Source organism: Bradyrhizobium sp. 6(2017), from assembly GCF_011058295.2.
GTDB classification, from domain to species: domain Bacteria; phylum Pseudomonadota; class Alphaproteobacteria; order Rhizobiales; family Xanthobacteraceae; genus Bradyrhizobium; species Bradyrhizobium septentrionale.
Genome location: NZ_CP049289.2, coordinates 4034777 through 4058109, shown reverse-complemented (window position 1 = coordinate 4058109; position 23333 = coordinate 4034777). Strand labels below are relative to the sequence as shown.

Sequence of the window (23333 nt, the reverse complement as noted above, 5' to 3'; positions counted from 1 at the left end):
ATCAGCCCTTCAGCAGCGCTTCGATCTCCGTACGCCGCGGCATCGCCGGCGCCGTCCCCGGTCGCGTCACCGAGATTCCCGCCGTGGCCGATCCGAAGCGCGCAGCCTTCAGCGGATCGACGCCATCCGCGAGCGCCGCCGCGAAGCCGCCGACGAAGGCGTCGCCCGCGCCGGTGGTCTCGACCACCTTGCCGGCTGCGAAGGGCGGCACGTGCAACGAGCGGTCCCGCGCATGGAACAGCGCGCCACGCTCGCCGAGCGTGATCAGCGCGGTCCCCGCCCCCTTGGCCAGCAGCGCGTCGCCAGCGCGGCGAGCGCCGTCGAGATCGCCCACCGCGATCCCGGTCAACGCTTCAGCCTCGGTCTCGTTGGGGACGACATAGTCGCACAGCGCAAACAGGCTGCTGTCGAACTTGATCGCCGGCGCCGGATTGAACACCGTGATGCTGCCGGCCGCGCGCGCAATCTCAAGCCCCCTGAACGCCGCGTCGACCGGCTGCTCGAGTTGCGTCACGAACACGCGGCTGTCGCGAATGGCACCCGCCACCGCGTCGATATCAGCCGGGCTGATACCGCCCGCAGCACCCGGCACCACGATGATCGCGTTATCGCCGCGCGTCTCGTGGACATAGATGAACGCCGCGCCGGTCGGCGCTTCCGCAGTCCTGGCCACACGCGGCCGGATTCCCTCGGCCTCCCAGGTCTTGATCGCAAGTTCGCCGAAAGCGTCGCTGCCGATCCTGGAGATGAAGGTCACGGCAGCGCCCGCACGCGCGGCCGCGACCGCCTGATTGGAGCCCTTGCCGCCGGGTCCCATCGCAAATCCTGACCCGGCGATCGTCTCGCCGATCGCCGGCATATTGCCCGCGCGGAACGCGAGATCGACGACGAACACGCCAAGGACGGCGACGCCATTCCTGCTCATGGTGATCATTCTCCGTCCGGCGCGATCACGCCCTTGCTGAACAGGAAGCAGCCATAGAAGCGGCGCTCGCCGGTCGCGATCACGCAATAGGCGGACTTGGCTTTCTCGTAGAAGGCATGGCGCTCGACGCCGACCAGCGGCCAGGACCGCCCTTCTGCGCGATCGATCGCGGTCTGCACCTCGCGCTGCACCGGCGGCACCTCCTGCGGCTGGCCGACGATCTCCATCCGGGTGGCTGCATCGTCGACAAAGGTATCAAGCGGCATGACGGAGAGAATAGCCTCGATCGCCCTCGCGGTGCTGACATTGTCGATACGCAGCAGCCGGCCGAATACCGTCTGGCGCGCGATGGAATCGGCCGGAAAGTTGGTATCGCAAACGACCAGACGGTCGCCATGCCCCATCGCGCGCAATGCATGGAGCACATCGGCATTGAGCAGTGGATCGATGCCCTTCAGCATGTTGCCTTCCCTCCTTGATCCTCGAAATCGTCCGAACGCTGACGGTCCGGATCGCTGTTGTCGTTACAGTGATCTGGTGACTCTAGTCACCATAGGGGATCCAGATGTTCTTCACCTGCACGGCGTGGCGCAGCAGGATCGGGCCTTCACACGCAGCCTTGTCGTACCAATTGAGCAACAGACCGTGATCGACCAGCGTGCGCTTGAGATTGCCGACCGACAGCCGTTCCACCGCCGCCGAAGCCTCCTGCGATCCGAACGCCCAGAGCGCGTCGACATCGTCGTGCTCGGCGAGGACCTTCACGAGACCGTCGCGATCACCCGTGACGATATTGACGACGCCCGCCGGTACGTCCGACGTCTCCAGGACCTGGTAGAAATCGGTCGCGGCGAGCGGATGCCGCTCGCTCGGCACGACGACGACGCGATTGCCCAATGCGATCAACGGCGCCACCAAACTGATGAAACCGAGCAGCGGTGCCTCGTCCGGACAGGCCACGCCAACAACTCCGATCGGCTCATGCATCGCGAGCGCCACGCCGCGCAATGGCGGCGCGTGGACAGTTCCTTCGAATTTGTCGGCCCAGGCGCCATAGCTGAACAGCCGCTCGATGCTCGTGTTGACCTCGGTACGCGCCTTGGCGGCCGATATGCCCGTCATGTCGGCGATGCGCCTGGCGAATTCGTCGCTGCGCGCGGAGAGATTCTCGGCAAGGTAATAGAGGATCTGGGCGCGATTATGCGCGGTCGCCCTCGCCCAGGCTTCGGCGGCGCGCGCCGCAGCCACGGCATTGCGGATGTCCTTGCGGTTGCCCTCGCCGGCCTCGCCGAGATGCCTGCCCTTCGGCGAAAGCACCGCACGCGAATAATTGCCGTCGGGACGCACCTGCTTGCCGCCGACGAACAGTTTTGCCGTGCGGTCGATCGCCGGCACGCCAAACCCGCCACCATCGGCGGCAGGCGCCGGCGGCGGCAACGCCTTCGCGCGCGCCTTGCGCCCGCTCCATGCCTTCGGCTTCAGATATTCGTACATGCCTTCACGGCCGCCCTCGCGGCCAAAGCCTGACTCGCGGTAACCGCCAAAGCCGACGCTGGCATCGAACAAATTGGTCGCGTTGATCCAGACCACGCCGGCCAAAAGCTTCGGCGCGATATCCAGCGCCAGCCCGATCGTCTCGCTCCATACGCTTGCGGCAAGCCCGTAGCGCGTGTTGTTGGCGAGCATCACCGCCTCGTCGGGCGTGCGGAATGTCATCGCCACCAGCACCGGCCCAAAAATCTCCTCGATCGCCACCGTCGAAGCGGGATGCACATTCCAGAGCAGGGTCGGCGGATAGAAGCAGCCCTCCGCCGGCAGCGCGCCCGGCGCTTGATATTTCTCGGCGCCCTCCTTCACCCCGGTCTCGACCAGCGACCTGATCCGTTCGAGCTGCACGGGCGCGACCACCGCCCCCATGTCGATCGACTTGTCGAGCGGCGGGCCGACGCGAAGCGTCTCCATGCGCCGGATCAGCCGTCGGCGAAACGTCTCTGCGATACCTTCCTGCAGCAAGAGCCGCGAACCGGCGCAGCAGACCTGCCCCTGGTTGAACCAGATCGCATCGACCACCCCCTCGACCGCGCCGTCGATGTCGGCGTCATCGAAGACGATGAAGGGCGATTTGCCACCGAGCTCGAGCGTCAGCGACTTCCCGGTGCCTGCGGTGGATTGGCGGATCAGCCGGCCGACCTCGGTCGATCCTGTGAATGCGATCTTGTCAACACCCGGATTTTCGACAAGCAACGCACCCGTCGCGCCATCACCGGTCACGACGTTCAGCACGCCCGGTGACAGACCGGCCGCAGCCGCAAGCTCGGCGAACAGTAGGGCCGTGAGCGACGTAAATTCCGCGGGCTTGAGCACCACCGTATTGCCTGCGGCCAGCGCAGGCGCGATCTTCCACGCCAGCATCAGCAGCGGGAAATTCCAGGGAATGATCTGCCCGATCACACCGATCGGCACCTGATCGGCGAACTCGCGCTCCTGCAGCTGGGCCCAGCCGGCGTGATACAGGAAATGGCGCGCGGCAAGCGGCACGTCGAGATCGCGGGTTTCCCGGATCGGCTTGCCGTTGTCGATCGCCTCCAGCACCGCGAACAACCGCGCGTGACGCTGCAGCATGCGCGCCAGTGCATAGAGATGGCGGGCGCGGCCGTGGCCGCCGAGCTTGGCCCAAAGTGGTTGCGCTGACCGCGCGGCGCCGACCGCAGCCTCGACATCGGCAGAAGCACCCTGCGCGATCTTCGCCAATGTCTTGCCGGTGGCCGGCTCGATCGTCGTCAGATGCTTGCCGGATTGAGGCGCGACAAATTTGCCGCCGATGTAATGTCCGAAAGTCGCGTCGTGGCGCTTCAGCCAGGCGCGCGCCTCGCCGTCGGCCTCGGGCGCGGGACCATAGTCCATGGTCTCGTAGTATTGTGCGACGCTCATGCTCAGCCCACGGGATGACGGTTGAAGGCCGAGTAGCGGCCGGTGACGTGATGCTCGAGCTGGCGCTCGATGTCGGCGAGCAGGCTGGAGGCTCCGATGCGGAACAGATCCGGCTCGAGCCAGTCGCGGCCCAATTCCTCCTTCATCAGGAATTGATAGTTGAGCACGTCCTTGGCGGTCGAGATTCCCCCGGCCGGCTTGAAGCCGATCCTGTAGCCGGTGCGCTCCTGGTAAAGGCGGATCATCCGCAGCATTGCGAGCGTCACGGGCAGCGTCGCATTGACGCCTTCCTTGCCGGTGGAGGTCTTGATGAAGTCCGCGCCGGCCATCATGCAAACCATCGAAGCCTTGGCGACGTTGCGCAATGTCTTGAGGTCGCCGGTGGCCAGGATCGTCTTCAGATGCGCCTCGCCGCACGCCGCGCGAAAATCCCTGACCTCCGTATAAAGCGCACGCCAATCGCCGGTCAGCACATGCTCGCGGGTGATGACGATGTCGATCTCCTGCGCGCCGTCGCGGACCGACGCCTCGATTTCCTTGAGCTTAATGTCGTGCGGCACAAGGCCAGCCGGAAATCCGGTCGACACCGCGGCGACAGGGATGCCGGATCCGTCGAGCGCCTCGACCGCCGTGGCGACGAAACGGTGATAGACGCAGATCGCGCCGGCGTGCAGATCGCGCCCGGCAAAGCCGAGCGCCTCGAGCAGGTCGCTGCGGACCGGCGCCTTCGCCTTGGCACAGAGTCGCTTCACCCGCTCCGCCGTGTCGTCGCCATTGAGCGTCGTCAGATCGATGCAGGTGATCGCCTTGAGCAGCCAAGCGGCCTGCGCGTCCTTCTTGACAGTACGCCGACCCGGCAAGCTCGCCACGCGCCGCTCGGCGGCAGACAGATTGATCCTGGTCTCGTCGACCCAATCCATCTCGAGCGGACGGCCGCTGTTGCGCGCGACCGGATGGAGATCGCCGTCGCCCTGCGCACCGGGCTGTACCGGCACGGCGGAAGGATTTGGAATGCGCACGCTCTGCACCATCGCAACGCCGGCGGTTCTAGCGAATCGAGCAGATCGGCAGATAGACTGAATGTGTCCATTGCAACATGGGATCCTCCCAGACCTTGCCCGCCGGAGCCGCAGCCCGCCGATGCATGACATCGTCAGACCGCGGATTGGCCGCCAGCCCTTGATGTTATTATTGTAACATATTGTCGTTGCTAAACTCACATCATTGTAAGATCATTGTCAACCGGATAAGCAAGCTCGGTGAGCAAAATGGCTGAAACACCGAACGCACGACCCAGCGAGACACGCGTTCAGCGCCTGCAGCGGCTGCGCCGCGCTGTCGAAAGCAGCGGCGCGCTGCACTTGAAGGATGCCGCGGAGCTGCTCAAGGTGTCCGAGATGACGGTGCGGCGCGACCTCGCCGGACCGGAGGCTGCGCTCGCCCTGCTCGGCGGCTACGTCGTGAACGCGGCATCTCCGACCGGCATCAAGTACACGTTCGAGCAGGAGATCGATCAGCACACCCAGGACAAGCTGCTCGCCTGCCGGTCGGCGGCGGCATCGATCAAGGAAGGCGACACGATCTTCATCGACTGCGGCACCACGATGCAGTCGCTGGCAGACTGCCTGCCCGAGGATATGCCGCTCTCGGTGATCTGCTATTCGATGAACGTGGCGACGATCGTCACGCGGCGACCGGCCACGCAGGTGATGCTGATGGGCGGCCTCTATCACCCGTCATCGCAGTCGTTCTCGTCCGACGACGGGCTGTCCTATCTGCGGCGGCTCGGGATCAACAAGGCCTTCATCTCCGCCGGAGGCTTGCACTGGACCCGCGGCTCGAGCTGCTCCAATTTTCACGAGGTCGCGATCAAGCAGGCTGCGATCGCCACTGCGATGGAAAGCATTCTGGTCGTCGATGCCAGCAAGCTCGGCAGTCTCAAGCCCGCCTTCTTCTCGGACGTCAGCGCGTTTTCGCGGATCATCGTCGGCGGCTCGGTGCCGTCAGACATGCGCAAGCACTTCCGCAGCCTTCCTGTCGAGTATGTGACGAGCGCAACCTGATCCGAACGGGGGCTGGCTCGCCCGGATCAGGCTGGTCGGCGATGCGTGGCCTCGCAAAACCGCGCATCGCGGGTCAAGGCTCAGTTGCAGGCAGGCTTGGCCTTGTTGCAGGCATCCATCAGTTCGGGCGGCGGCTCCTTCTTGAACACCGTCTTGTAGGATTCCAGCACGTTCGACTGCGTCACCGGCAGCGACTGCACGCCGATCCAGCCGGGCGTTTCCTTGCCGAGCAGCGCATTCATCATCGCCAGTGCCTCTGCGACGCCCTGATCATAGGGACGCTGCGAGCCGGTCGCCTTCAACGGACCGCCCTTGGCGATCTCGATCGCCGATTGCAGGCCGAGGTCAACGGTCGTGACCGGGATGTTGATGCTCTGAGCGCGCATCGAACTCAGCGTATCCAGCGCCGGCTGATCCCAGACCGCGAACAGGCCCTTGATATCAGGGTTGCCGGTAAGGAAGTCGCCGGCGATCTGCGAGACCTTCGGCGGGTCGGTGAAATCGACCTGCTTCATCTTGATGTCCGGCCGGTTCGCCTTCATCCACTCGCGCACGCCCTTGGTGCGCTCGTTGGTGCTGAAATAGTCGACGCCGAAATTGACGAGGCCGATGGTGCCGCCCTGCGCAACGCAGGACGCAAGGATTTGCGCTGCGATCAACCCGTTCCCCTGGCTGTCTGCCGAGACCATCGCGGCGTATTCCTCGGGGTGCTTGAGGCCGGTCGGGATGCTGTCCATCAACACCAGCTTGATGCCGGCCTTGGCGATCTTTTTGTAGGTCGGCGCGGTGGCGGTGAAATCGACCGGGATCGAGATGATGCCGTCCGGATGCTGCTGGATCGTATTCTCGATATCGGCGATCTGCTTGTCGACCTGATATTCGGCGGAGGCAACGCCCGTCACCGTCACGCCGTATTTCTTCAGCGTGTCGGTGATGCCCTGAATCTGGAGCTGCGACCAGTCCAGGTCGACGGTCTGCATGGAGATGCCGACCTTGAAATGCTTCTCCTTGATCTTGGCAGCATCCGCGTCCGACAGTGCGAGCACTTCGGGCGAAGCGGCCTTCTCGCCATGCGGTCCCTGGCCGACGATCGATTTCGGTCCGAGCGTTGCGAGGTCGACCCCCTTGACGCAGGTTGCGGGGACTTCGGCGCGGGCCGAGGGAGCGATCGAGATGGCCGTCGCAGCAATCAGCATGGTCAGCGGCACACTTTGTCGCAAGATTGGCTTCATTGTTTCCTCCCATTTTGGTCGCCGATTGACCGAGGGCCGGCGACCTTGCCCCTACCGTGCAGCGCGAAGATTCCGTGCCTCATGCGCCGCGTTTCGACTTCGACTAGCGTTTGGTGAAGGCCACCGCGGCCACGATGATTGCGCCCTTGATCACGAGCTGCATCGGCGAACTGACGCCAAGCAGCACGAGACCATTGTTGAGCGTGCCGATGATCAGGCTGCCGAACAGCGTCCCCAGGATGTAGCCGCGCCCGCCGAACAGGCTGCAGCCACCGAGGATGACGGCTGCGATGACGTCGAGCTCCATGCCTTGCACGACATCGGGCCGCGCGGCATGCGAACGAGCAGACAGCACCAGCGCTGCGAGGCCGGCCAGCGTGCCGGTGAGAACAAAGGCCGCCGTCGTCACCCATTTGGTGTTGATGCCGGAATACAATGCCGCGGTCGGGTTGCCGCCGACCGCGTAGATCCTCCGCCCGAACACGTTGTAGTGCAGCAGCAGGATGCCGACGATCATCGCCGCCAGCGTCCAGGCAATCGGCACGGGGATGCCGAGAAAAGACCCTTCGCCGAAGATCGCAAAATAGGTCTCGTTGGTGATGATGACCGGCTTGGTGTTGGTGACCATCATCGCCAGTCCGCGCGCCATGCTCAGGGTGCCAAGTGTCACCAGGAAGGACGGGATCTGAAGCTGCGTGGTCAGGATGCCGTTGAGCAACCCGACCAGCGCACCGGTGCCGAGCCCGGCGGCGGCGCCGACGATCCAGCTGTTGTTGATCTGGCTCATCGCCAGCGCAGCCGCCATCCCCGACAGGGCCAGCGTCGATGCCACCGATAGATCGATCTGGCGCGCGATGATGATGAAGGTCATGCCGACCGCGATGATCGACACCAGCGTCGTCTGCCGTCCGATATTCAGGAAATTCTCGACCGACAGGAACCAGGGCGATGACAGGCTGAACACGACCAGCAGGATCACGAAGGCGATGTAGAGCATGTAGGGCCGTTCGCCGCGCAACAAATTCTGCAGCAGCTTGCGGCGGCGGTCGGATCTGGTCGGCGATGCGACGACGTTGGGGGCAGTCAGTTCGGTCATGCGGGCAACTCGTGCAATGCGGCTTTGTCAAGAACGCCTTGGCCGGACGCCTGGTACAGTTGAAGCAAATGGTGGAGCTCTTCGGCGTCGTCGATCTCGCCGCGCACAAGCGTGCGGGCCACGCTGCCGTCAACGATCACCGAGATGCGGTCGCAGAGCTCGATCAATTCGACCAGGTCGGACGACACGACCAGCACACCGGTGCCGTCGCGAGCGGCGTGCCGGATCACGCCATAAATCTCCTCGCGCGCGCCGACGTCGACGCCGACTGTGGGTTCGTCCAGCAGCAAAACGCGCGGCCTCGGATCATTCCACTTGCCGAACACCACCTTCTGCTGATTGCCGCCGGAGAGCGTCCTGACCAGGCTCGACGCGCCCGGCGCCTTCACAGCTAGCCTGCCGATCGCGGTCTCCGCGCGCCTGGCGGCCGCGGCCTGCTGCATCCAGCCCCAGCGCGAAAAGTAAGGAAGCCGCGACAGCGTGACGTTGCGCTCGATCGAATGGTCGAGCACCAGGCCCTGGACGTGACGATCCTCCGGCACCAGGGCTATTCCCCGGTCGATCGCATCCGCCGGGTTCTTTGGCAGCCAGTCGCGGCCGTCGATCTGCAACGAGCCATGCTCGACGGGACGTAGCCCAAAGATCGTCTCGAGAATCTCGGTACGCCCGCTGCCGATCAACCCGGCCAGCCCGTGGATCTCGCCTTTCAGGGCCGACAGGTCGACAGCGCGCATCCGGTCGTTGGAGACATTCGACAGCGACAGAACCGGAGCCGCTTCGAAGGCGCGGGCAGCTTGCGGCTCGGCCCTCGTCGTCACCGGCAACGCCCGATCGATGCCGACGATCGCATTGACCAGCCGCTTCATGTCGGTATCGGCGGTGACGAAAGTGCCGGCATTGGCTCCGTCGCGCAACACGGTCACGCGCTGCGAAATCTCGAAGACTTCATTCAGCCGGTGCGTCACATAGATCACGCCGACGCCGCGGCGCGTCACCTTGCCGATTGCCTCGAACAGGATGCGGACCTCGTCCGATGTCAGCGAGGACGTCGGCTCATCGAGAATCAGCAACCGCACCTCGCCCATCAGCGCCTTCGCGATCTCCGTCATCTGGCGATAGGCAAACGGCAGCGAGCCGACGGTGGCCTTGATATCGAGGGGGATGCCGAGCTGCGTCAGAAACGCCTCGGCCTGTGCCATCAATTCGCGCTTCCTGACGAAGCCGAAACGGGTGCGTGGTTCACGACCGAGCAGCAGATTGTCGGCTACGCTCAAGGACTCAACAAGGCTGAGGTCCTGATAGACGACGGCGATCCCCGCCTCGCGCGACTTTGCCGGACTGTCGAATGCCACCCGCCGGCCCGCAATCTCGATTGAGCCATTGTCGAAGGCATGAACACCGCTGAGAATCTTGATCAGCGTGGATTTTCCGGCGCCGTTCTCGCCCAGCAGCGCATGCACCTCGCCGGCCCGCACCTCGAGGCTGACGTCGCGCAGCGCGCGCACGCCGCCAAAGCGCTTGTTGATGCCGTTGACCAGCACAAGCGGCGGCGTCGGTTGTGCTGCAACCGAACCAGACGGCTCCACCTTCTCCTCCCACTCCGCCCATCGCTGCTACGATGGTGACATCGTGTTATTTTCCGAACTATTTATGTTATAATTCTACCATCCGGGTCGATTGTCAACGGATGGCTTCGCGGTTGGACGGGGGTTTTCAGCTCCGCAACGCGTGCCCCAGCTCCTCGGAGACCCGACGGGTGCCACCTCTTCTTGCGTCAAACCTAAGCAGGCCGGACCGAACCGCGTGCGGTTTCCGGAGCGTGCGGCCGCACACTGACATGACAAATACATCACTTCCGTGATCGACCGGTCGCGACCACAAGGGGTTAGCGGGCGCTCGCGATGCTCATCGGGACATCAAGGCTCGTCCGTTCGTAACGCCGAGGAGCACGATCAACCTTCCGGCAGATCAAACGGTCGAGCCGGTCCCTCCCAGATTCCAAATGTTGACGACCGATTTCTTGTCACCGGTTGCGGCGGAACGGCCATCGGGAGATATCGCTGCAGACTCGACCGCTGCAGCGTGGCCATTGAAGCTCTTGATCAACCGATGGCTGGAAACATCCCAAAGCCGCACAGTTGCATCCTCTCCCCCGAAATCACGGTGCGGCCGTTCGGTGAAACTGCAAGCGCGGAGATTTTTCGGCTGCCTTCGAACTTCGCGACTTCGCGCCCCGACGCTAGCTCCCACAATCTAATGATGCCATCGTCGCCGCCCGAAACCACATGCTTGCCGTCGGGCAGTACGCCGATGGCGATGATATCGCCATCAAACCCGTTGAGAGTCTTGATTTTGCTTCCGTCGTCGACATTCCACGATTGGATGGCGCCATTTGCTCCGGACACGGCGATCTTGCCGTCAGGCGACGTCGCAACGCAAAGGAGCCTCGAACCATAGTTGAACGTTCTGATCGGGATGTCCTTCGACAGATCCCAGAGCTTCATGGTCCCATCGAGGCTAGCCGAAAGAGCCCTGTCCTGGCCGGGCACCAGCGACACCGACCACACCTCGCCGCTGTGTCCCTTGAACTCCCGTATGGGATGGACATTGGCCAGATCCCACAGCTTCACGATCCCGTCGTCGCCGCTCGAAATGGCCCGATGGCCGTCCGGGAGGACAGCCAGGCTCCACACCACATGGGCATGACCATCGAAACGGCGAACCTCGCTGCCGCTCTTAAAATCGCGCAGGCTGATGGCACCATCCCAGCCGCCCAGGAGAAGGTTGTGGCCATCGATCGTGTAGGCAATTGTCGAGATGGTATCCGATCCGATCTCGAATGTGCGGGCCGGCTTGTCGGTGTCGGAAGCTTTACTCCGCAAGAAGGGAATCGCTGCTAGCGCGCAGACGGCAGCCGATCCGCCGGCCAAGGCAAGCACATTTCGACGTGAAGGCGGACTGGGTGGCGGCTTGACCGGCAGCTCGCCGGGCTTGATGCCAAGCTTTTCGAGTGCACCGAAAATCGCTTCGCGGTTTGTCACCGGTTCGGTGTGCAGAACGTCGAATGGCGGCGGGATCGAGTCGATCGCCAGATCAGACGTGTAAACCGGGATCAAGACCTTGCGCTTGAGGGCGCGGCCGGCCTCCGAGATCACCCAGTCCGACGTCACGGATTTCGGCGTCCAGATCACGATGACAGCGCGCGCCCGCGCCAACTCGGTGGAGATGACGGTGGTGAATTGATCGCCGGGGGACATGTCCGTATCCCACCAAACCGTATATCCCCGAGCCTCGATATCCGCGGCAAGCTCCTCCGTCTCCGCCCGGCGGGACTTTGAGTAGCTGATGAATACGTCGGCCATGCCGCTCTCCGATCCGGGCCTAGTTGGATGAGCGCAACGACCTGATCACGCCGACGAGCCAGGGATCGGTGTCAGGAAAGAGGTGTCGATAGGCCTCGATCAAGCTGCCGGCTTCCTTCAGGCTGGCAGCCCTGCTCTCTCCAGATTGGGCCGCCTGGGCCAACGAGATGTTCGCCATGACGAGCGCCTGAACCCCGAAACGCGAATACGGGTTTTGCTCATGAGCACTCCGCAAGCCATCAATTCCGTCGCCCAGGCGAAATCGAGAGACTGCTGCAAGCAGCAACGCGTCGTTATGCACGAGGCTGTCCGTCTGAGAATCGCGCACCCTGGAAAACAATCGTTCGGCCTGTTCGAAGTCGCCCCGCAGATACGATATGAGCGCTGCGGTGAAATCGATCACCTCTCCCTGCGCCTTCGACAAATCCGGAAGAAATACCCAGCCGGTAGCTCCGCTCGGTTGCCTTACGAGCGCGTAATCTCCATCGATCCTGATTGACCGAAACGGGCTACCGAGACGCCTTCCGGCACAATCCGGACTTTTCTGCTCGCACACAGTAATCTGGTTCGGGCGCGAATATTTGGCGGTCACGTCCTTTGCGAGCACCAGCGGGGAGAACTGATAGTTGGTGTTTGGTAGCCTGAGCTCAATCTGCTGGTCACGATAATTCACCACCCATTTCTGAAGGTCGTCGGTGGCCGGTCGATTGCGTACAACGAGCAGGTTTGCGAGGACAACGATGCCGGGTCCGTACTCCTCGACCCCGCCCCACAGCGCGAGATCGCTGCCGGTTTCAAGCGCCATCTGATTGGCGGCCTCTGGTGAATTCTCGGTGACGCGCTCCGACCATTCGATTTGTCCCGACCCGAAATAGAGATCCTTTGGATTTGGGTTGGGACGCGGACGAAGCGTCGTCCAGAGCCTCAATGCTAGAACGGTCGATGCGTTGGCTCCCAGGCTGGTGTTGCTGGAGAAAGTCGGCACCAGCGTACGAACCGATACCCTGTCGGCACAGCGAGCCGGCAGCCCGGCCGCCAGCAGGCAAAAGAAGGCAATGGCGCAGCAAACTATTTTTTGCCGCCGCATGCGCGAGCCTCCAGCTCGTACGAAATCGCCTTGAACAGCTCGTCGAAGTACATCTTCATGTCGGCGCCGAGATCCCGATCCCTGTACATGTTCGCGCGATCGAGAACCTTGCAGATGACGTAGCGGCTGCTATCTGCCGGCAGTGCCTTCGCAAGCGCCATTCCGTACGCATAGAGTGTGACGACCGCCAGGGCCTCGCGGTTGATCGAGTAGAGCCCCGGCGCGATCTCCCGAGAGAAGTGCACGTAAGGGGCCTTGAGCCGGCCTCGAAGATCGCCGAGATAGATGTCGTTATCGACAAAGGTCGATTGCCCGGCGTATCTGCCGACGGTGCTCAGGACCTGCAAGCTTGGCTGGGTCTGAAACGAGCTCTCGAGCAGATCGGTATCGGCCGTCTCCACGTTCTTTGAAACCAGCTGGACCTTGAACACCGGGTCGGCACCCGGATTTTCACTGTCAAAGTCGGCAAGCAGGAACCGGAGATTGTTCTTGAACGCCTTGATCCATTCGGTGACGCCGTTCATTGCGTTTTGATCGGGCGTGTTGATGACGAACAGCAAGATCACCCTCGTCGGTCCGGTCTCGGCGAGGGTCGGACTGGTCACCAGGAGGGCAAAAGCAAGAACGGCTGCAAGCAGGCGACGCATCGTGTGTTCAACCGCATCTTCAGGGCCTTGCACCGTTCCGACTATAGGAGCCGCAACGCATGATTGACAAGTGCATATGGTTCGCGGGCCTTGCCCGCGATCGGTTCGTTCGCTAACCTTTGCTCGCGTGGCAACGGTTGAATGCTGGTTCTGATGATCGGACACACATTCGATGCGCGAACGAATTGATGCGGCTCGAATACTCGCCGGCGCGTGTTTCACCGCACTGCTGACGGTCTCGCCGCTATTCCCTGAACCTGCATTTGCCGACGGCGCTTGGAAGAACAGGACCGAGGTCGTCTGGAGCAGCGAAACGCGTGGCCTGATCCGCAAGGAATTCCGGGTTTGGGATCCTCATCCTGAACTGGATCTGGAGTTTCTTTGGGAGCCTCGCGCTCCGGTCCGCTCCGATGAAAATCCCCTGGCTAATGGCGCCGGCACCTTGAGCTGGCGCGCGAAGGGCGCTCCCGATTACGACCGCCAGTTCATCTACAGCGTCTTCAAAGGGACCTTGAAGGACGGGCGTCCGGAAGGAGACGGAGCGCTTCTCGTGTTCCGGACCGGGTATTCGTATTCAGGACACTGGCTCAACGGACTGATGGACGGCCATGGCGTATTGAAGCTGGAGAATGGCGACAGGTATGACGGTGATTTCGTCGCGGGCAAGATGGAAGGCGAAGGCCGATACGTCTCAAGCGATGGCTCGATCTATCAAGGCAAGTTTCAAAGCGGCTTGAGGCACGGTCGAGGCAAGCTCCTGCTGGCCGAAGGGTCTTACTGGACCGTTTGGGACCAGGGCACCGAAACCAACCGCGTGCGGATTCCCGATGTCACGCCGATTCCACGTGCGCTGAAGCCGCGGCTCGCGGCGGTTTCCAACGCAGTGAAGCTGAAGCTGGCGATGGATGAGGAGAAAAACGGCACCTTCGCCGATGCCGATCCCGACACCCAAGCGCACGTGTACGACGCCGAGTTCTCACCTGGAATGATGACCATCCAACCGGGCTCCAAGGCTTTTCGCGACGCCTGGAAGGGCGGCGGGAAGATCTCGTCGGGGTACGAGGACGGCCTGCCCTCGATCTACAGCGACAATCAATTCGCTTCGGTATTCCTGAAGGTACAGGTGCAAAACGAAGGCGTTCAACCGGCGGTCATCGCCGACGCAATTCTGGATGTTGCATCAAGTACCCTCGACCCGGAGCCATATCTGGAAGCGTCTCAGACAGGTCCCGGATATTGCGGGATCGACACTGCCTACAGACCGGACATCATCTTTCGGAATCTGGGGTGGGGACAGGTCGTCGGCGCAAAACTGACCTACAGTTTGGGAACCGCCGATCGGCGCACTCAGGAAACCACTGCGCAACTCGGGTCCTTTGACGGCACCAAGCAGGCCTCGATCGTTGACGGCCTCCGCGGCTTCGGCGTCGATACCGACCGTTTGAAGAAGGCAGCGCTCGATTTGTATCGGCAGAAAATGTCCGACAAGCCCAAGACAGGCGGTCTCGCGTTCCGCTGCGACATGCCCAGCGGCGATACGACGGAGGATCAGATCAACACGGCTCTCGCAGCCTGCGTGCTCAAGGTCAAGAAAACCGGCCTGTTCGGCCGACTTGGCGACTTTGTCTATCCGCAGCAGAACGTCATTTTCACGACCATGTCCGGCAACATCGAATATCAATGGAAATCGAATCAAGGCGAACTGAAATCGAAATCTTCGCCATTTTCACTGAACATACCCCTGGTCTCCTTCGACATCGAGATGGGTGAAGCTGGCTGCGATGACGCAGTGGATCGAGGTTCTCGGGTGCAGACCTCGCCTAGCCTGCTGTCCGTCGGACGGAGCTCTTATCAAGTTCATCTTCCGAAGAATTGGCAGGCAAGCATCGCTCAGGGCACGGCCCGAAGCTTTAATCTCGATATCTCGGCCCCCAAGACGTCGCGACATCAATTCCAACTGGTGCTGAAGCTCACCGATGGATCGGTCGTCACCTCGCCAGTGGTCGACCTGACGTATTTCAGGCCGCGAATGCCGAAACCGTAAGGCGGATCAGGCTTATCGCTGCTGCAGCGCAGCTTCGAAGAAGTTCAGGTGGGGAACCAGACGCGCGAAGTACGTCCCGTGTTCGAAGACGCGGACCTCGAGGAAGCTGCCGGAAGCAACCCGTGAGGTCTGATCAAAGATGAAGTTGCCGAGCGAGTGGACGCTGATCCCTCCGCCCCCATCGAGCAGGTCTAGAGCGGAAGCCGCCGAGTGGGGGTGGACACCAATCACCAACGAGACGGCTGACTGCCGGAGTTCCGATCGCAGCTCAATCTGGCGTGGACCCGGCCTGTTGACGTAATCCGTGCCCCAATTGACCATCGCAAAAAGAGGCGGCTTGGCGTGCGATGCGGCGAGCCGCGCGATGTCGTCCGGACCGATTACGCCCTCGGTCCGAAGGCTCTGATTGTCGAGATCAGTCAACGCCGTCAACCTGAAGCCGCCGAAGTCAACTATCTCGCCATGCGTCATGGTGGCGATGTTGACGTCGGATAGAATTCTTCTCATCAGATCGAAGGACGCGGGTCCGAGATCCATGGTGTGGTTGTTGGCGAGACTGACACCCACGACGTTGATGGCTTTCAGCGCCTCCAGCGTCAGGATCGACGGCATCGCCAACATCATGGGCTCCAACTTGAGCGGAAGCTCCGGTACGACTACGCCGGTCAGATTCACGATCAGCCGGCAGCCGTTCAACACGCGACGTGCGTCCCGAAAGAACCGCTCCTGCTCATCTCGAGTCGAGAGAATTCGCAGCAGGCCTCGTCCAAACAACGTATCCCCGGCAAAGCAGTATACCTTGGATCCAGGAAGGTCCTGCCCTATTTGCGCTGGCGGATCGGTCTCATAGAGCTGGACGATGTAGGTGGTCGTCAGTCCGTCCCGGCCGTCGGCATAGGCGTGTGAGTCTGAATTGTAGACGGCCAGCGGCCGGCTCCTGAAGAAGTCCCGTTGTATTCGCATTTGCAGGTATTGCGACCCGCGCGAGTCCATATGCTGCGGTTGCCTTAGCCGAGCAACCGAGGCGATATCCCCCGAAGCGAGAATATTCAGGACCTCCTGATCCCGTTGCGTCGCCTGCTCGAGCGGCAGATAGTGCGAGAAGTCGGTGGATTGAACCACCAGCGTCTCCTCAGTGACGATCGAATGCAGAACCGCAACGAGTTGGTCCCAATCCGCTTGCTGCGAACGAAGTGCAACGGCGATCGGGATAATCCGGGCATCCGGCAGGTAGTGCCTGATGAATGGGACGATGGCGCCGATCCCGTGGTCGCGCTCGAACAAGTCGGATCGGCCGACCAACCGTCGCGCCCCAAGCAGTGTCCGGACATCAGGCAGGCTGCTCTCGACCCGTCCGAAGACCGTGTCAAACGGGCGGTCCGTCGTTGCAAACGGCAAGCTCGATCGCTTGAAGTGGTCGGGGAATAGAACAATGACCTTCTTGATGCGCCCGCTCTCCACCGCTTGAAACGCCTGCGCGATCAACCCGGCCGCCAGCAGGTGATGGGGAACGGTGATTCCGGAGAGCCTCCTCGGAGCGATGCCGGCTCTTCGAGCTTCGCCGATCGGTATCGAGAACATTTCGGCTGCGGTGAATTGAGCCCGAATTGACGGCCTGGAGGAGCTTTCCGCTGCCGTCGTGGCAATCACGACGATGCCGAAAGCAAACAGAAGCAGTTGCAGATGCTTGTATGATCTGTGCGCTGGAGAATGCATTCTTTTGGTTCTGCGGCGACGGTCGCCGCCGGATTATTGCAGCTTTACCGGGACGTTCCAATTCGAGTGATGACGCTTGGCGTTCGGTCCGCTATATTTTCGCTTGCTGGTAGAACATCGGGCAGAATAGGATCGCAGGATGAGCCAGGCATCAGATCCGTGCGGGCTGACAAGGCGTGCCGTTCTGGCCGGCGCGATCGCAAGCGCGGCCTTTCCCAGGATCGCTGCCGCGGCACTTGAACGACACCAGGCACCTGAATTTTCACCGCCACTCGACAATCGGGAAGATTTCATCCGGTGGATGGAAATCAACCGCGGTGAACAGGCGCCATTGCTGGCCAACAGGTGGGAGCGATATCTGGCGCTCCGGTCGAACCGGGACATCTGGGGGCCGCAGGATGCCGCGGCATTTCTGATGACGCCGCGGGACCAGTTCGTTCTGGCCCAGGACATGATCCGTGCCTATGACAACGCCTATCTGAACATCGGTCATGGCGCCACGATCTCGGGTCCAGGCATTGTCGCCCGGATGACAAGCGCGCTCGAGGTGTCACCCGGCGATCATGTTCTCGAGATCGGCACGGGATCTGGCTATCAATCCGCCTACCTCGCTTATCTTACGGACAAGGTATGGACCGTGGAGATCGTTGGCGAACTGGCGGACAACGCTCGAGCCAGGCACGAGAATCTGGTCGAGCGCGGCTATCGGGAATACGCGTCCATCTCCACCAAGCAGGGCAACGGATATTTCGGCTGGGCCGAAGCGGCTCCGTTCGACAAGATCGTTGTGACCTGCGCCGTGGATCACATTCCTCAACCATTGTTCGATCAACTGAAGCCTGGTGGCATGATGATCCTGCCCTTGGGTCACCGCGCAATGCAGCACATCATCAAAGTCGTTAAAGCTTCATCCTCATCCCCTCGCGAGACGGTCGATCTTTACCATGGGAAGCTGATCCACTTCCTGCCGATGCGGATATAGCCACGTTCGCTCGCACTCATTGCCGCAACGCCAATGGACGAACAAGTCAGGCGGTGGCTGCTGCTGCGGCCGGACGCGACGTTGGCGGATTCGCCACCGCGGCACCTGCTTGCGGCGAGCAAGGTCGGGTTCTCAGCCGTGCATCCCCTGCTCATTCGAGCTGGTCCTCCGGACGGCTCGGCCGCCCTCATCTCCTAGGTCAGCATCGAGATGATCGATTGCAGCTGATTGGACGCTGAGGTGACGAGTCCGTCGAACGACGTCTGGCCGTGAGCGGCGGCTCTCAGGATGCATTCAGCAACGGCCGCCTTGAGACCGAAAACGGATTGATCCGCAGGAACGCTGGCCATGACCGTGTCCAACGCATCGCGCATGGTCTGGATCAGTTCGGCGCTGTGCTTCATGGCTGTCCTCCGCATCCCCAGAATAGGCCGAGTGCGCGAGGTCACCACTCACAAGGGCGCGATTCCAAATTGCCTTTTGTTAATGGACTGACGAGAAAGTGAATCACGAATTCTAGAGGTCTTTCTCGGCAAGCTTGCGAAACTCATCGGGGACCGAACGAACAGCCTCCAGCGCCGCCGAACCGTATCCGATCGCGCCCAGCCAAAGCGATCGCGGATCCTGTCGATGGCACAGTCTGCCGCCCAGCGGGCCATCCCCGGCGGACTTCCAGGGCGAAGTGCTTCATCGGCCAGTCCGAGCGGGAGGTCGAGAGCCAGATCCCAGTGTTCCTCGAGGTGCGACACCGAGATAGCCAGAAGCGAGATGATCTTCTCGCCCGGGTGGTCAGCAAGCGCAGCGCGTACCAGACTTCCGGCGAGGCGGGCGAGGATCATTGTCGTGCACACCGGCGCATCGAGCGTCATCGCACGTTCGCAACGCAATTCATCCCAACGCGACCAATTTGACAATTTTACAACTTTTTCAGCGACTTAAGACATTCATTTCGTTAAAATGCTCTCATTTGTTGTAGTCAATCAAAATACACGTTCTATTTTAGATTGTAGATTGACTCACACGCCTCCTTGATTTGGGAGTGGACAGATTCAAGCATTCACCGTTAACGACCTTCGTCTTCGCCGCGCTCACGCTATTTCGGATATTCATATAAGCGCGTGTGTGCTGCCGTACGCTCATTGACGGAAAAGCCTTTTGGGGTTGATATCCTCGAATGAACGATCACGCTCATCAGGTGGACTTTCAGGCCACGGCCTCGCTTTACAAGTGGCCATCGCTCAACAATGCCAGGCGAGAGGATCGGATGCCCTATACGGTCGTCAGCGGGACGCTCGACCAATGCATTCGGGACTTTATGGATAAGCCTGAGAAGACGCGCCATCTCTATGAGATCCGGACTACGGCGCAGCCTCCCCTCGTCCCCGATGTGCTGTCGCCGGAGCATGTGCTCGAACTCTCCAGGCTTCGCGAATTTCTCTGAGACACGCGTCGGCCGACGCGATCTTGGCGCGTGCCGTTCGCATGCGGACTTATCCATTCGGCGCACGTCTTTCGCCGGATTGTTTGCCTATGCGGGAGCCGTTACACTCGCCCGACTCTCTGGCTGACGGACGTCGATGCCGGCATTGACTAACCGCTTCGACGTCCGCTGACGCTCGCAAATCGCCCGTACGGGAGAGCAATGGCTGCGCGACCTATTGATGAGGCATCGAGAGGCGCCGCATGAAGTTCAATCTGGCGATCCTGAGTGTGCTGGCCGCAAGGCCCGAGCAACGGATTCCGCTTGAGGAGGTCAGCCGCGAAGTCAAGCGCATGATCGCAGGCGGCGATGGAGCTGCGCAGTTGAGGCGCTCGTCCGAGCTAGGCGACGCCGACGTCTTCGAAGCCGGATTAGCTTCGATCAATGACGCCGGTCTGCAAATCACAGATTCCGGTCTCTCGCTATGGCATTCGCTTGAAGCCACAGCGCGTTCGGACGCCATTGTTGGCGACACACGCGATGCGCTCGTCGATCGAACCGGCGACATTGATCGAGAGCCCCCTCGCGCGATAGATGAAGACGGCACCGATCGCGTGAGCTCGAGCTCGAGCCGTTCGACCGCCGCATCGGATCTACCCGGAGGATCCCCGATCGTCCTCGAGCCGTCATTTGGCTCCATTCACGAGACGAATCGGAGCGATTCCCAGCTATCGCGACTTGTCGGATTGCTTGGCATGCGCATTCCGAAATTCACTCACCGGCGGCGTCGGCGTTTCACAAGCGGCGCGGCGGACCGGAAGGCCAGCGATGGGGTCGGCATCGCGGGGCTGGCGGTCGCATGTCTTAGCCTGATCGCGGTCGTTGCCTGCGTTGCCGCAGCAATTGCGCTCGGCCAGAACTCCACCCTAAAGTCGGACATTGCCACGCTGCGCCGGGAATTGGCTCCGCTGCGGGAACGGCTCGCAAGACTCGAACAGATCGAAACCGCGAAGCGCGACGCCGCCCAACAGCAAGAAGCGCAAGACAAGGCCGAGGCGGAAAGAAAGGCGGCCGGCGGCGAACAGACCGCGCTCAGCCTTTCGCGTGAAGAGATTCAATTGATAAGGGAATACATCAAAGCAGCGCCATCGACCGGCGTTGTGGGGCCGCCGATAAACGTAGGCGATACCGTCACCGGTGGAATGATTCCGCTGCCGTCACCGCTGACGGAGAAGGCTCCGCGCCTCGTCGGCGCGAGGTTTGCGATCCGCAATGGCGTCATCGTCATCAGCGCACGAAACAGCCGTCGCGTCGACGCGGTGCTGATGCCGAACTAGATCTGCGCCGCGGGCGGCACGAGCAAAGCGAAGCAGACCCTTCCGTATGCGGCGCGATGGATTGCTTCGTGGCTTCGCTCCTCGCAGTGACAGGTACGACTAGTACGCCTTCGCGAAGTGGCACGCGGCAGGCTTGCCTCCGCGGCTAGCTTCTGCGCGTCATCCTTCTCGCCTTGCGAGCGAAGGATGGTGGCGGACCCGGTCTGCCGTAACCAGTCTCGAAGGCCCAATTCCCTGCATAAGCCCCGTGCGCGATCGCGTAGAGCGGTCCCCAAGCCCTGCGAGTTTGGCTTCGTGGGGCTGGCGTCCAAAGCGCTCAGGTTGCCCCTACCGCGGCGGCCGGAGCCATTGGATTAAGGTCAAAGGAAGCCCCCGGCGATGAGCCGTGTGATGGAGACGAAGGCACGAACAGATCGGCCCAACCGACCGGCCTAAAAGATCGTTCCAGATTTAACCTGCAACGCGGACATCAAGCTTAACGCCCAAATTGAGGTGCGACACGCGCGCGCCGGGTTAAGCTTATGGAGCCGATCTGGCCCGACAGAAACGGCAGGCATTCCACCATGATAGAATCACCCTATTCTGTCTTCCTCGTTGAGGACGAGACAATGATCAGGATGATGCTGGTGGAAATGCTGGAGGAGCTAGGTCAAGCGGTCGCGGCCGAGGCTGGTCTCCACAAGCTGTTCACCTAGCAAACCGTGGTGAGTTCGATTTCGCCATTCTAGATATAAATCTCGCCGGCAGATCAAGCGCACCGGTGGCTGAGATTATCAGAGCGCGTGAGCGCCCCTTCATTTTTTCTACCGGCTATGGCGCGAGCGGAATCTTTCGTTTTATACTACCGAATGGTCGGAAGGAGGCATACTGACCGAAGCAGACCAACACGACGCCGGATGGCATATCGCAAACATGCCTAAGGAAGCGGCTTTGGCTGCACTCGCACTTTGAGGAAATCCGTGTCAGCGGGACATCGCGATAGCCAGCCATCGAAGGGAAACATGTCCGCTTAAAACTGCTTAGGCGTAGATCCACATCGGCGTCGGCTCGACGCATGCCATCTTCAACTGCACGTTCCAGCAGAGATCGATTTGAAGTTTGGAGATAAGAAACTGTTTCACCGCGCCTAGATGCTACATCAACGGTCCGGTCGCTGCGACCGGCGGCTCTCGGTGCCGACCGCTTCTTGTCTTCGCTGCCCCGGGCCAGCTTCTGTCACCGGCGGGGCGGGAGCACACCGGACCATCCCGTTAGCGGGCATCAGCGACGATCTGCTCGCGACTGCCGAGAAGCGTATTTCCCGAGCGGACTATGTCTGGCCACCGCCCGGCCAAGCAGCCATTGCCGCTGCAGCCACGGCTCGCAACTCCACCTGGGTGGCTCCGTCCCGCGCCTGAATTGCCATTCCCTGGTAGACGCTCAAATAGAACCGGCTCAGGCCATCAATTTCCGTCGAGGCGGGCAGTTCGCCTTTGTTCGCTGCAGCTTCCAGCCGCGAGCGTAGCATACCCAGCATTTCGAGCCGGACCTTCTTGACCACGCGGGCGATCGCGGTCGGCCATTCGTCGCCGACGGCCGCCAGCACTGCCATACAGCCTGCCGGTGTCGCGCGGGATCTCGGCAGGCGGTTGGTCGCCGCGATCAGTAGATTCTCGATGCCAGCACGAGCGGTCGCTCCTTCCGCAAGCTTGTCCCAGACTAGGAGCCCCTTGGTCCGGACGTAATGCTGGATCGCTTCGAGATAGAGCGCCTCCTTGCCGCCGAAGGCCGCATAGAGGCTTGGCGACCCAACGCCCATGGTGCCGCACAGGTCATTCATCGAAGTTGTCGCATACCCCTTGCGCCAAAACAGGAACATGGCGGCCTCGAGCGCCGCGTCGCGATCAAACTCCCTTGGCCTCCCCATAGCTGCCATCGCCCCTCTATTCTGTAATGATCAACACATAAGTTACTTGACACTGTCGATCAAGGATCTAAATCGTCGAAATGATTATGTGCCGATCACTACAGAAATGGAGATTGCAATGGCTCCGACCGAAAAGCGGGCTCTCACCGGTGCGATGTTGATCGTTGACGGCGACCCGAACGCCCGGATGCCGCTGGCTTTCAAGATTTCGGGTCGCAACCCAAAGGAGATCGCGATGTCTATCCGTAGCATGCTTGTTGCCGCAGCATTCGCCTTGGCCTCTGTGGAGGCGGCCCGCGCCGATGGCCTGCGTCCGATTGATGCCAAGAGCATCGACCTCGGCGAAGTGTCCGGTGTCGCCTACACCGTCGAGCGAGATGGATTCCATGTTGTCACGACCCTTGCGCAGGGCATCGCGGGAACGCCGATCCGTGTTGTGTCTGTTTTTGCACCGGGTCAGAGCGTGGCTTTCTCAACGCCCCGGGCAGGCGCGCTCGAAATCAGCCGGAACGGCGACAGCGTGCTCGTCCGCAATGCGAAATCGGGGCGAGAGACTCAGTGAGGAACAAAATGCAGAATTCGCTG

General features: G+C 61.5%; 21 protein-coding genes and 1 pseudogene. 7 read left to right on the top strand and 15 right to left on the bottom strand.

Annotated features, from left to right (window positions below):
• Position 1: 1 nt before the first annotated feature.
• From G6P99_RS18750 to deoC, 4 genes are all read right to left on the bottom strand, one after another.
• Positions 2-925, bottom strand: a complete 924-nt coding sequence (locus tag G6P99_RS18750; RefSeq protein ID WP_165123147.1) for a ribokinase — start codon at positions 923-925, stop codon at positions 2-4.
• Positions 926-930: 5 nt separating this feature from the next.
• The gene (locus G6P99_RS18745; RefSeq protein WP_029078407.1) at positions 931-1386 is read right to left on the bottom strand and encodes an RbsD/FucU family protein; all 456 of its coding nucleotides are present in this window, start codon (positions 1384-1386) and stop codon (positions 931-933) included.
• 82 nt (positions 1387-1468) lie between these two features.
• Positions 1469-3856: an aldehyde dehydrogenase family protein gene (locus G6P99_RS18740; RefSeq protein ID WP_029078406.1), complete on the bottom strand. Its 2388-nt coding sequence runs from the start codon at positions 3854-3856 to the stop codon at positions 1469-1471.
• 2 nt (positions 3857-3858) lie between these two features.
• Positions 3859-4776 carry a deoxyribose-phosphate aldolase gene (deoC, locus tag G6P99_RS18735; protein WP_246709878.1) on the bottom strand — a complete coding sequence of 306 codons (918 nt, stop codon included), beginning with the start codon at positions 4774-4776 and terminating at the stop codon, positions 3859-3861.
• Positions 4777-5124: 348 nt separating this feature from the next.
• Here deoC and G6P99_RS18730 point away from each other — a divergent pair, with 348 nt between their 5' ends.
• Entirely contained in the window at positions 5125-5919 is a 795-nt protein-coding gene (locus tag G6P99_RS18730) for a DeoR/GlpR family DNA-binding transcription regulator (protein WP_029078404.1), read from the top strand.
• 80 nt (positions 5920-5999) lie between these two features.
• Here the strand turns inward: G6P99_RS18730 and G6P99_RS18725 are convergent, their stop codons facing one another.
• The 7 genes from G6P99_RS18725 to G6P99_RS18700 form a co-directional block, all read right to left on the bottom strand.
• Positions 6000-7151: a substrate-binding domain-containing protein gene (locus G6P99_RS18725; protein WP_165123143.1), complete on the bottom strand. Its 1152-nt coding sequence runs from the start codon at positions 7149-7151 to the stop codon at positions 6000-6002.
• Positions 7152-7254: 103 nt separating this feature from the next.
• Positions 7255-8247: an ABC transporter permease gene (locus G6P99_RS18720; protein ID WP_029078402.1), complete on the bottom strand. Its 993-nt coding sequence runs from the start codon at positions 8245-8247 to the stop codon at positions 7255-7257.
• On the bottom strand, positions 8244-9833 hold the full coding sequence (locus tag G6P99_RS18715) for a sugar ABC transporter ATP-binding protein (RefSeq protein ID WP_051346011.1): 1590 nt from the start codon (positions 9831-9833) through the stop codon (positions 8244-8246). Before G6P99_RS18715 ends, G6P99_RS18720 begins: the two co-directional genes overlap by 4 nt.
• Positions 9834-10215: 382 nt before the next feature.
• A complete protein-coding gene (locus tag G6P99_RS47695) occupies positions 10216-10383 on the bottom strand; it encodes a hypothetical protein (protein ID WP_414645577.1) in 168 nt (55 codons plus the stop codon).
• Positions 10350-11609 (bottom strand): toll/interleukin-1 receptor domain-containing protein, encoded by a 1260-nt coding sequence (locus G6P99_RS18710; protein WP_334262078.1) that lies wholly within the window; start codon positions 11607-11609, stop codon positions 10350-10352. The genes G6P99_RS47695 and G6P99_RS18710 overlap by 34 nt, the downstream gene beginning before the upstream one ends.
• A gap of 19 nt (positions 11610-11628) precedes the next feature.
• Positions 11629-12696, bottom strand: a complete 1068-nt coding sequence (locus tag G6P99_RS18705; RefSeq protein WP_156928376.1) for a hypothetical protein — start codon at positions 12694-12696, stop codon at positions 11629-11631.
• Entirely contained in the window at positions 12678-13256 is a 579-nt protein-coding gene (locus G6P99_RS18700) for a hypothetical protein (protein WP_165123141.1), read from the bottom strand. The genes G6P99_RS18705 and G6P99_RS18700 overlap by 19 nt, the downstream gene beginning before the upstream one ends.
• Positions 13257-13515: 259 nt before the next feature.
• Between G6P99_RS18700 and G6P99_RS18695 the strand changes: the two genes are divergently transcribed.
• Positions 13516-15387 (top strand): MORN repeat-containing protein, encoded by a 1872-nt coding sequence (locus G6P99_RS18695; RefSeq protein WP_029078398.1) that lies wholly within the window; start codon positions 13516-13518, stop codon positions 15385-15387.
• Between the two features lie 12 nt (positions 15388-15399).
• Here the strand turns inward: G6P99_RS18695 and amrB are convergent, their stop codons facing one another.
• Positions 15400-17103 (bottom strand): AmmeMemoRadiSam system protein B, encoded by a 1704-nt coding sequence (amrB, locus tag G6P99_RS18690; protein ID WP_051346010.1) that lies wholly within the window; start codon positions 17101-17103, stop codon positions 15400-15402.
• Positions 17104-17242: 139 nt separating this feature from the next.
• On the opposite strand from amrB, the gene G6P99_RS18685 reads away from it, so the two are divergent.
• Positions 17243-18085 (top strand): protein-L-isoaspartate O-methyltransferase family protein, encoded by an 843-nt coding sequence (locus G6P99_RS18685; RefSeq protein ID WP_156928375.1) that lies wholly within the window; start codon positions 17243-17245, stop codon positions 18083-18085.
• A gap of 194 nt (positions 18086-18279) precedes the next feature.
• Here G6P99_RS18685 and G6P99_RS18680 read toward each other — a convergent pair whose 3' ends face one another.
• Entirely contained in the window at positions 18280-18489 is a 210-nt protein-coding gene (locus tag G6P99_RS18680; RefSeq protein WP_165123139.1) for a hypothetical protein, read from the bottom strand.
• Positions 18490-18537: 48 nt separating this feature from the next.
• On the bottom strand, positions 18538-18954 hold the full coding sequence (locus G6P99_RS18675; protein WP_029078396.1) for a hypothetical protein: 417 nt from the start codon (positions 18952-18954) through the stop codon (positions 18538-18540).
• Positions 18955-19259: 305 nt separating this feature from the next.
• On the opposite strand from G6P99_RS18675, the gene G6P99_RS18670 reads away from it, so the two are divergent.
• The 3 genes and pseudogenes from G6P99_RS18670 to G6P99_RS18660 all read left to right on the top strand — a co-directional run.
• Positions 19260-19526, top strand: a complete 267-nt coding sequence (locus G6P99_RS18670; RefSeq protein ID WP_029078395.1) for a hypothetical protein — start codon at positions 19260-19262, stop codon at positions 19524-19526.
• Positions 19527-19768: 242 nt separating this feature from the next.
• A complete protein-coding gene (locus tag G6P99_RS18665) occupies positions 19769-20842 on the top strand; it encodes a hypothetical protein (protein WP_165123137.1) in 1074 nt (357 codons plus the stop codon).
• Positions 20843-21405: 563 nt separating this feature from the next.
• A pseudogene (locus tag G6P99_RS18660) lies at positions 21406-21671 on the top strand (response regulator); the annotation flags it as partial.
• Between the two features lie 480 nt (positions 21672-22151).
• Here the strand turns inward: G6P99_RS18660 and G6P99_RS18655 are convergent.
• Positions 22152-22700, bottom strand: coding sequence for a TetR/AcrR family transcriptional regulator (locus tag G6P99_RS18655; RefSeq protein ID WP_245284519.1), 549 nt, complete (start codon positions 22698-22700; stop codon positions 22152-22154).
• Between the two features lie 94 nt (positions 22701-22794).
• Between G6P99_RS18655 and G6P99_RS18650 the strand changes: the two genes are divergently transcribed.
• Complete coding sequence (locus G6P99_RS18650; RefSeq protein WP_246709580.1) at positions 22795-23310, top strand: hypothetical protein; 516 nt, start codon at positions 22795-22797, stop codon at positions 23308-23310.
• The last annotated feature ends 23 nt before the right edge of the window (positions 23311-23333 follow it).